Raw genomic sequence first — 10392 nt, 5'->3', positions numbered from 1 at the left:
TATAACATATAATTAACTAAAGTATAACATATGATGAAAGTTAAATAAACTAAAAAATAAAAACTATGAAAACTATAAACATAATTATTAGTACTTAAATTAAGAAAAATATGAAAAAATACAACTTATACTATAATTTTTATTCAAATAATAACTAAAAAACTATTTTTCACAAGGAGGAAAAGAATTTGGCATATGAAGAATATCTTAAAGATTTTCTAGAAATATCAAATATTACTGTTGGAGACACAGTAAAAGTAACAAAACCCCATATAGAACATGAAGGAATGTTACTTGAAAAACCAGACTATTCAAATGAAAACACTATAATACTAAAATTAGATAGTGGATACAATATTGGTATTGATATAAAAGATGCAAAAATAGAAAAAATAAGTGAAGGTAAAAAACCTCAAATAGAATTAGATCCTGTTGATAAAAAAATCTCTGATAAAAAGAAAAATTTATCAATACTTTCAACTGGAGGTACAGTTGCAAGTGTAATTGACTATAAAACAGGAGCAGTACATCCAGCATTTACAGCAGATGACCTGCTCAGAGCAACACCAGAACTTGTTGATTATGCAAATATAAATGCTAAAGCTATATTCAATATTCTAAGTGAAAATATGACACCAGAATATTGGAAAAAAACAGCAACCACAATCTATGATGAAATAAATAATGGAGCAGATGGAATAATCATAGCTCATGGAACAGATACAATGCATTATACTGCATCTGCATTAAGTTTCATGATAGACTCTCCCGTACCTATTGTTTTAACAGGAGCACAACGTAGCTCAGATAGACCATCATCTGATGCATTTACAAATCTTATGGCATCAGTTAATGCAGCAAAATCTGATATTGCAGAAGTTACAATATGTATGCATGGAACTGAAGATGATTCCTACTGTGATCTACACAGAGGTACAAGAGCACGTAAAATGCACACATCACGTCGTGACACATTTACAAGTATAAATATGAATCCACTTGCAAGAATTGAAAATAACAAAGTAACAATAAATGATACACAAGTAAAATACACTAAAAGAAATGAAAAAGAACTATCCCTAAATACTAATCTTGCAGATAAAGTAGCATTAATTAAAATGTATCCTGGAATTAGTCCTGAAATTATAGACATCTATGTAGATAAAAACTATGATGGAATTGTAATTGAAGGAACTGGTCTTGGTCATTGTAGTGATGATGTAATAACAAGTATTACAAGAGCAACAAGTGAAGACATTCCTGTTGTCATGACTTCCCAATGTTTATTTGGACGTACAAATATGAATGTGTATAGTAGTGGTCGTAGATTACTACAAAACAATGTAATTGGTGTGGGAGATATGTTACCTGAAACAGCTTATACAAAACTACTATGGGCTGCAGGACAGACAGATAATGTATCAGAAATATATGAAATAATGAAAACAAATCTTAAAGGAGAAATGGATACAACATTATCCCAAAATTACTTTATAAAAAACTAAAGGAGTGCTGAAAAATTGTCTGAAGATAAATTTAATTATAAAGAATTAGGATTAATGATGGGATTAGAAATTCATCAACAACTAGATAGTAAAACTAAACTATTTTGTAGATGTCCAAATAGCCTAACAGATAAAAAACCTGAAAGAAAAATATTCCGTCGTCTAAGACCAACACAAAGTGAACTTGGTGAAATTGACAGAGCAGCATATGAAGAATCACAAAGAAATCTTCAATTTGTATATGAAGCATATAATCACCATACATGTCTTGTTGAAGCTGATGAAGAACCACCATCCCCTCTAAATCAGGAAGCTGTTGATATTTCAATAATTCTTGCATCACTCATGAATATGAAAGTAGTTGATGAATTTCATACAATGAGAAAACAAGTAATTGATGGAAGTAACACCAGTGGATTCCAAAGAACAGGAATTCTCGCTACTGATGGATATGTTGAAACAGAATATGGTGATGTTACAATTGAAACATTAGGTCTTGAAGAAGATGCAGCAAGACGTATAGGAGAAGAAGATGGTAAAATTGTATTTAGACTTGACAGATTAGGTATTCCCTTAGCAGAAATAACAACATCCCCTGACATGCATCATCCTCTTCAAGTAAAAGCTGTTGCATACCAATTAGGTCAAATCTTAAGAAGTACTAGTGTAAAAAGAGGACTTGGTACAATTAGACAGGATTTGAATATTTCCATTAAAGAGGGAAGTAGAATAGAAGTTAAAGGTGTTCAAGACCTTGATCTTATGCCAACAATTGTTGAAAATGAGGTTCAAAGACAATTAAATCTTATAGATATTAGTAAACAGTTACAAGAACGTGGAGCATGTGTTGAAGAAGAAATTATAGATGTTACAAAATATCTTGAAAACACTGAATCTAAAGTTATTCAAAATAGTCTTGCAAAGGAAAATAGTTGTATTTTAGCTATTAAATTAAGAAAATTCAATGGATTAATTGGACGTGAAATTCAACCAGGTAAAAGATTAGGAACAGAATTTTCTGAACATGGAAAAAAAATGGGTGTTTCTGGATTATTCCACACTGATGAATTACCAGCATATGGAATTGTTCAAGAAGAGGTAGATACACTTAGAGACATACTAGAATTAGATGAAGATGATGCATTTATTCTTGTTGCTGAAGAAAAAACAAAAGCACACAATGCATTACTTGAAATTATTAAACGTGCAAAACAATCACTTGAGGGTGTTCCTGAAGAAACAAGACGTGCACAAGATGATGGAAATACCCAGTATTTACGTCCATTACCTACTGCTAGTAGAATGTATGTAGAAACTGATATTCCAACAGAAATAATTGAAAAAGAAAGAGTTAAAAAAATAGCTTCAAATCTTCCAGAGTTACCTGTTGTTAAAAAAGAACGTATTGAAAAAGAATACAAACTTAGTGAAGATTTAGCTAAACAATTAGTACAACGTAATCGTGCAGATTTATTTGAAGAAATTAAAAAAGAATTACCAAGTATGGATTCAGTGAAAATTGCTTCTGATATTGTATATACTATTAAGGATTTAAAACGTGATGGTTATGATATTACTAAATTAACAAAAGATGCTCTTGTGGAAGTATTTAGTCTTGTGGATAATGATGTGATTCCTGCAGCAGAAACAGAAGTCATATTAAAAGATGTTTGTAATGATATTTCTCCTAGAGATTCAGTGAAAAATAATAATCTTGAAAAACTATCAGATGATATTATAGTAGATACTATTAAGGAAATTATTGAAGAAAATAAAAATATGATTGAACAAAGAAAAATGGGTGCTATGGGTCCTCTTATGGGTAAAGCCATGGCTAAATTTAAAGGTAAAGCTGATGGTCAAACTGTAAGTAATGTTATTAAAGATGAAATTTTAAATATCATCAACAATTAAATACATTATTTATTTTAATCTTCATTTTTACTTTTTTTTATAGAATCCATTTTTTTTAATATAAATTTAAATATAAAATAAAAAGATATATTATTTACTAAATAGGTTAGTAATTCGGAGTGATTATAATGTATGATTTAGTAATTATTGGAGCTGGTCCTGCAGGTCTTACAGCGGGAATATATGCTGGTAGAAGTGGACTTAATACTATTATTCTTGATGAAAATCAAAGTGGTGGAACAGTTAATGTTGCTCCCCTTATAGAAAATTATCCTGGAATCAATGAAATACCTGGTGTTGATTTAGCTCGTAGTATGACAGAGCAAGCAAAGAAATATGTGGATATTAGAGAATTTTCTCTAGTTGAGAGTATCTCTAAATCTATTGGAGGTACTTTTGAAATAAAAACTACAAATGATATTATAGATACAAGATATATTCTTATTGCTACAGGTTCCTCATATAAAACATTAGATTGTGTAGGTGTAGATGAATTTGTTGGTCGTGGAGTTTCATACTGTGCTGTTTGTGATGGTACTTTCTTTGTTAAAAAAGAAGTTCTTGTTATTGGTGGTGGAAATTCTGCTGTAACTGAAGCTTTGTATTTAAATCGTATAGGTGTTAAATGTAGTTTAGTACATAGAAGAGATAAACTTCGTTGTGATAGTCAATTAGAAAAGGATCTTCATAATGCTAACATTAAAATATACTGGAACACACAACTAAAATCTGTTAATGGAAATGACTTTTTAGAGGAAGCAGTATTATATAACAATGAAACTGGTGATGAAACTAAAGTTAAAGTATCTGGAATTTTTATTGCCATTGGATATACACCTAATAATAAACTTATAAAGGATTTTGGTATTTCTTGTGATGATTTAGGATATATTGAAGTTGATGAAAATATGAAAACTAGTGTCGATGGAATATATGCTGCAGGTGATATAACTGGTGGTGTTAAACAGGTTATTGTTGCTGCAGGTCAAGCTGCACAAGCTGTAACACATATTAGTGAATTATTATTGATATAGTGTTGATGATATGACTTTAACTTCCAAATTATTTCAGGAAATATCCTCTGATTTAAAGAAAGATTTTCCAGAGATTGAGTCAATAGAACGTGAAAATAATAGTGTTATTATAACAGGATGTGATGATGTGTTATGGAACATCTTTGAAGTATTATTTAATGGTGTTAAAAACATTGAATTTAATATGGATAAAAACAAAACACATTATCTTATAATAGATTTTTAGATTTATTCAATTTAGGAGTTAATTAAGATGAATAATAGAATTGAAAATAATTATGTTTCAGAAAAACAGTTACGTCAGCTTAATCAAAGTAGAGTAGAGGCCAAAATTGTTGTTTTAAAAGCAGTAGGTTATCCACTTGAGAGTTCATTTATTGAAACTCCCGAAATTGAAGTTACAAACAAGGAATTATTTGAAATATATGCACAAGATCAGTGGAGTGGTTATAAACTACATAAAGGTCAGTATATTTTTGATCAGAAATTAATTCCTGATTTTGCATTTCAAGTAGTGGATGTTAGACCAGATAATTCCTATATTACACATAACACCTCTTTTCTCATGTTTAAACAAGATAGTAAAATTAAACAAACCCTTTCTAAACATGAATATAAAGTTAGTGATGTTGTTGGTCAAACAAAGGCTAAAAATAAAGCAAAAATAATAACTAATTACTTGGAAAATCCTGATAAATTCAAAAATTGGGCTCCTCGTAACATATTATTTTATGGAAGACCAGGTACTGGTAAAACCATGCTTGCACAGGCTTTAGCCAATGAATTAAATGTTCCCATACATATGATTAAGGCTACAAGTTTAATTGGAAATCATGTGGGTGATGGTGCTAATCAAATTCATGAGTTATATAAACAAGCCAGATACACCAAACCTACTGTGATTTTTATTGATGAAATTGATGCTATTGCATTAGAGAGAAAGTATCAATCATTACGTGGAGATGTAACAGAGATTGTAAATGCTCTTCTTACTGAAATGGATGGTATTGAAGATAATGATAGCATTATTACTATTTGTGCTACCAACAATCCTGAAATTCTTGATTATGCCATAAGAAGTAGATTTGAGGAGGAAATTGAATTTACATTACCTAATGATGAAGAACGTAGAATTATCCTTGAAAAAAACATTAAGACTCTACCACTTAAATGTAGTTTTAATCTTGATAAATTAGTTTGTGAAACTAAAAATTTATCTGGAAGAGATATGAAGGAAAAAATATTAAAAACTGCCCTTCACAGAGCTTTATGTGATTCTCGTGATGTTATCAATGATGAGGATGTTAGTTATGCTTTAGATGAAATTAGAAAAGAAGTAAAACATTCAGATAAAATGTTTGTATAAACTTCTTACCTTAAATTTTTTTAAAATAATAAGTTATAAGTTATTTTTTTATAACTTTTAAGTTTTTAAATTATAAATTAAAAGAAATAAGTAATAACTAATAAGAAAAAAGAATACATAAGAAAAAATAAGAGAAAAATAAAAATAAAAAAAGTAGCATATGTTATACAATACTTTAAATATATAGAACTAATCGAAACACTCACATAAATTATAATTAACAATTAAAGAATAATTGTTTTTGAGAGTATGAATATATAAATAGTAGAATTACACATAATATAAAATAAGACGGAACACGGCATTAGTGTTCCTATTAAAATTTAAAATTATAATAAACACCTACTATAATTCTATAGTAAAGTGTTTACAACAGTAATATAATAGTTATTAAAAAAATAATAACAATTAGTTAAATAAATCATGGAGATTAATGACAATGTCTTATGTTGACGAAGTAATTAATAAAATTACAAAAGAAAACCCAGGTGAACCTGAATTTCACCAAACATTAAACGAAGTATACAAATCTATTGAAGTAGCAGTAGAAGAAAATGAAGAACAATACAGAAAAGATGCAGTACTTGAAAGATTAGCAAACCCTGAAAGACAAATAAAATTCAGAGTTCCTTGGGTTGATGACGAAGGACAAGTTCAAGTAAACACAGGATACCGTGTACAATTCAACAGTGCAATTGGTCCATACAAAGGAGGATTACGTTTCCACCCTTCAGTAAACATAGGTATTATAAAATTCTTAGGATTTGAACAAATATTCAAAAACTCATTAACAGGACTTCCAATTGGTGGAGGAAAAGGAGGATCCAACTTCGATCCTAAAGGTAAATCAGACCGTGAAGTAATGAGTTTCTGTCAAAGTTTCATGAATGAATTATACAGACACATAGGTCAAGATCAAGATGTACCTGCAGGAGATATAGGTGTAGGTGCTAGAGAAGTAGGATACTTATATGGACAATATAAAAGACTCACCAAACAATATGAAGGAGTATTAACTGGAAAAGGATTAACCTTTGGTGGATCTTTAGCAAGAACCGAAGCAACAGGTTACGGATTATTATACTTCACCAATGAAATGTTAAAAGCAAACAATGAAACATTAAAAGATAAAACTGCAACAGTATCTGGTTCAGGAAATGTAGCTATTTATGCAATTGAAAAAGCACAACAATTAGGTGCAAAAGTTGTAACAGCATCAGATTCAACTGGATGGGTATATGATCCTAAAGGTATCGATGTAGCATTACTCAAAGAAATCAAAGAAGTACAACGTGGAAGAATGAGTGATTATGCTGCAAAAAGAGAATCTGCAGAATATCATGAAGGAAGAGGAGTATGGCAAATTAAATCTGATGTTGCTCTACCTTGTGCAACTCAAAATGAATTAACATTAGATGATGCTAAACTTATTGTAGAAAATGATACCCTTGCAGTATCTGAAGGAGCAAACATGCCTACAACACTCGATGCTACAAAATATTTACAAGACAATGGAATATTATTCGGTCCTGCAAAAGCAGCAAATGCTGGTGGAGTAGCAGTATCAGCTCTTGAAATGAGTCAAAACTCAGAAAGATTATACTGGACTTTTGATGAAGTTGACAATATGCTCAAAGATATCATGACAAACATCTTCAGTAAATTAAATACAACAGCACAAAAATATGAACAAGACAAAAACTATGTTCTTGGTGCTAACGTAGCTGGATTTGAACGTGTAGTAGAAGCTATGCAATCACAAGGTATTGTATAGATACAAACTTGAATTATGATTCAATTCATAATTCATTCTTTTATAAACTCCTAAAACCAAAAACTCATTTTAAAAAAAATAGAAAATAAAATTAATTATTTTTAAGTAATCTACTTACATAGATTTTTCCTATAATAAATGCTATAAATGCACCTATTGTATATCCAACAACATTACCTAACCATACACCATTAAGACCCATATTAAATACTACTGCAAATAGATATGAAAATATTATTGCACATACTGCTTCTCTAGTAAATGTTAATAGTAATGATACATTAGCCTTACCAAATCCTTGAAATAAATATGTTGATACAACACCAATTGGAAATGTTAGAAATGTAATTGAAAAATATTTTAGAAACACTACAAAAGGTTCATGTAACATACTACTTGTAGATGAATATGCAAATAAGTATGCAATTTGATTTGCAAATACATATAATATTACTGCAGAAATTATACCAATAATTGTTCCAAGAAACATTGCATAATTATATGCTTCATTAATTCTATTAAAACGTTTTGCACCATAATTAAAACCAACAATACTTACTAATGCACTACCTATTCCAATTAAAGGTTCAAATGCAAATGAAATTAAACGCCATCCAGTCTCATATACTGCTACATAATCACTATTTGAAACCATTAATAATAAGAGATTCATTATTATTCCAACAAATGATAATACAAAAAATTCTATACTTGCTGGTATTCCTATTTTTAAAATATCCCTAATTATACCAGCATCATACTTAAAATATGTTCTATATGGCTTTAGATATGTATCTTTTTTAATATATATCCAATAAATTATAACTAAACATACAATTAGTAATGATATGAGTGTTGCATATGCAGCTCCCGCAATTCCCATATTTAACTGATAAATAAATATTGGATCTAGAATTATATTTATAATTGTAGATAAAAACATTGCATACATCGTTCTTTTCACATCACCCTCTGCTCGTAATATACCATACATTGCTTGTGGAAATATAAGTAGAATTGAACCTACAAAAAACACTCTTGAAAATTCTAGAGCAAGCTGTAAATTCATACCACTTGCTCCAATTAAAATATACAAGGGTTCCATGAATACAAGCAATAATAGTGTAATTATTACTGAGAAAATAATAATTAAAAGTAGTGAATGAAATGAAGCATTGTTTGCTAATTTATGATTTTTCATTCCAATATATTTTGAGATTACAGCAGTAATTCCTGAACCAAGACCTGCACCTATACCTAATATAATAAATTGTAGTGGAATTATAAAACCAATAGCTGTTAGTGCATCTACTCCTAGTCCTGATATCCACATTGCATCTACAATATAATATAATGATCCAATTACTAATGATACCATTAGAGGAAAAGATAACTTCCTAACTGCAACTTTAGCATCACCATCTAGTATGTTAACTCCTATTGTATTTTCAGATTCTTCAACCAAAAGATACCTCCTATAGAATCAATTAATATAACATTAATATATTAACTTATGATTATATAAATTTTATTAAAAACAGGATATTAATAAAAAAAATATATCTGGGACTTAAAATTATGAGTAAAACTGGATCAAAAGAAGAACGGGACCTTGTTAATAAATTATGGAATGCTAATTTTGCAGCTATGCGTGCACCTGCAAGTGGTGGTGCAACAAAAAGACCACTTCCTGATGTACTTGCAGGTAATGGAAAATTATATCTTGCTATAGAAGTTAAATCTACACGTCAAGAATATATTTATATTGATAATGAGAAGATTACTAATTTATTAAAATTTTCAAAAATCTTTGGTGCAAAAGCATATGTTGGTGCAAAATTCATTAGAAAACCTTGGAGATTTATAAAAATTGAGGATTTACATATAACACGCAAAAACAATTACAGAGTAAATATTGACTTAGCATTTAGTAAGGGATTGGATTTTAATGAAATTATTGGAGAAAGTAAGCAGACAAAATTAATTTAAATTTATTTAGGTGGATAATATGGATTCAAATAACATGACAATAGAATGTCCTATAGATAAAGCAACGAATATTTTCAGTAAAAAATAGACTATACAAATAATACGTGACTTATTTTTTGGTAAAATACATTTTAAGGAATTTCAAGAAGATAAACCAAAACTTAGTAATAAAATATTATCTAAAAGATTAAAGGAATTAGAATCATATTTTTTGGTGGATTTCCTGAGAAATCTGCTAATACTGCCTTTGCATTTTTAAGAGTGAATACTTCAAATTCAGGATTATCTCCACTTTGATATAATACTTTAACTAGATCATTTGCATCGATTACTTTTTGTTTTAATTCAATATCATCAGTAAATTCTACTTGTGTTGATATTCTAAGTCATGCATAATCGTGAGTTACTGTTGTTATTTCAATATTAGAATTTTTTTTTGCATTTCTTTATACATTGGTTTTTTTTGTTACTTGTACAGAAGTATGGTTTTTCATCTTCTTCAAAGTAATATAATATTGGTCTTATTTTTGAGTTGTTATCAAGTCCATTTGTTGCTAAGTATACGAGTGGATTTTCTTCTAAAAATTTTATTACACAATTCATTTTAATCAATCTCCATTAATTTAATTTTATATTTATATTATAGTAATTATTAGTTAATTTACTAAGTAAAGTATTTATAATCCTTTATTTACTTGGTAACTATTTAGTAACCTATTTTTTAAAAATTAATTGAAGATATTATTATAAAAAGTTTTAAGAATAACAGACTAAATTATAACTTATAATGTTAAAACAAATAACTTATAA

10 protein-coding genes are annotated in these 10392 nt (G+C 28.8%); 8 read left to right on the top strand and 2 right to left on the bottom strand.

Annotated elements, in window-relative coordinates:
* Positions 1-188: 188 nt before the first annotated feature.
* The 6 genes from gatD to gdhA all read left to right on the top strand — a co-directional run bounded on the left by gatD (position 189) and on the right by gdhA (position 7593).
* Positions 189-1505 (top strand): Glu-tRNA(Gln) amidotransferase subunit GatD, encoded by a 1317-nt coding sequence (gatD, locus tag A9758_RS01815; protein WP_011406981.1) that lies wholly within the window; start codon positions 189-191, stop codon positions 1503-1505.
* 15 nt (positions 1506-1520) lie between these two features.
* A complete protein-coding gene (gatE, locus tag A9758_RS01810; protein WP_011406982.1) occupies positions 1521-3419 on the top strand; it encodes a Glu-tRNA(Gln) amidotransferase subunit GatE in 1899 nt (632 codons plus the stop codon).
* Between the two features lie 128 nt (positions 3420-3547).
* Positions 3548-4453: an NAD(P)/FAD-dependent oxidoreductase gene (locus A9758_RS01805; protein WP_011406983.1), complete on the top strand. Its 906-nt coding sequence runs from the start codon at positions 3548-3550 to the stop codon at positions 4451-4453.
* Between the two features lie 10 nt (positions 4454-4463).
* Complete coding sequence (locus tag A9758_RS01800; protein ID WP_011406984.1) at positions 4464-4679, top strand: hypothetical protein; 216 nt, start codon at positions 4464-4466, stop codon at positions 4677-4679.
* 21 nt (positions 4680-4700) lie between these two features.
* Positions 4701-5819 carry an AAA family ATPase gene (locus tag A9758_RS01795; RefSeq protein WP_048059768.1) on the top strand — a complete coding sequence of 373 codons (1119 nt, stop codon included), beginning with the start codon at positions 4701-4703 and terminating at the stop codon, positions 5817-5819.
* A 439-nt stretch (positions 5820-6258) separates the two neighbouring features.
* On the top strand, positions 6259-7593 hold the full coding sequence (gene gdhA / locus A9758_RS01790) for an NADP-specific glutamate dehydrogenase (protein ID WP_011406986.1): 1335 nt from the start codon (positions 6259-6261) through the stop codon (positions 7591-7593).
* A 91-nt stretch (positions 7594-7684) separates the two neighbouring features.
* On the opposite strand, the gene A9758_RS01785 is transcribed toward gdhA, so the two are convergent.
* A complete protein-coding gene (locus A9758_RS01785; protein ID WP_011406987.1) occupies positions 7685-9058 on the bottom strand; it encodes an MATE family efflux transporter in 1374 nt (457 codons plus the stop codon).
* Between the two features lie 113 nt (positions 9059-9171).
* On the opposite strand from A9758_RS01785, the gene hjc reads away from it, so the two are divergent.
* A complete protein-coding gene (hjc, locus tag A9758_RS01780) occupies positions 9172-9582 on the top strand; it encodes a Holliday junction resolvase Hjc (RefSeq protein ID WP_011406988.1) in 411 nt (136 codons plus the stop codon).
* 91 nt (positions 9583-9673) lie between these two features.
* Positions 9674-9841 carry a winged helix-turn-helix transcriptional regulator gene (locus A9758_RS07695; protein ID WP_353936768.1) on the top strand — a complete coding sequence of 56 codons (168 nt, stop codon included), beginning with the start codon at positions 9674-9676 and terminating at the stop codon, positions 9839-9841.
* Between the two features lie 164 nt (positions 9842-10005).
* On the opposite strand, the gene A9758_RS07655 is transcribed toward A9758_RS07695, so the two are convergent.
* Complete coding sequence (locus tag A9758_RS07655; protein ID WP_011406989.1) at positions 10006-10185, bottom strand: pyridoxamine 5'-phosphate oxidase family protein; 180 nt, start codon at positions 10183-10185, stop codon at positions 10006-10008.
* Positions 10186-10392 lie beyond the last annotated feature (207 nt).

This window comes from Methanosphaera sp. A6 (assembly GCF_001729395.1).
GTDB classification, from domain to species: Archaea; Methanobacteriota; Methanobacteria; order Methanobacteriales; family Methanobacteriaceae; genus Methanosphaera; species Methanosphaera stadtmanae.
Note: the sequence above shows the minus strand (reverse complement) of the source record. Positions and strands in the feature narration are given on the sequence as shown.

Bases quoted from the DNA above. Each gene is read 5' to 3' on its own strand.
- A9758_RS01805 (WP_011406983.1), top strand. From the start codon at position 3,548: ATGTATGATTTAGTAATTATTGGAGCTGGTCCTGCAGGTCTTACAGCG.
- A9758_RS01800 (WP_011406984.1), top strand. From the start codon at position 4,464: ATGACTTTAACTTCCAAATTATTTCAGGAAATATCCTCTGATTTAAAG.
- gdhA (WP_011406986.1), top strand. From the start codon at position 6,259: ATGTCTTATGTTGACGAAGTAATTAATAAAATTACAAAAGAAAACCCA.
- hjc (WP_011406988.1), top strand. From the start codon at position 9,172: ATGAGTAAAACTGGATCAAAAGAAGAACGGGACCTTGTTAATAAATTA.
- A9758_RS07655 (WP_011406989.1), bottom strand. From the start codon at position 10,185: ATGAATTGTGTAATAAAATTTTTAGAAGAAAATCCACTCGTATACTTA.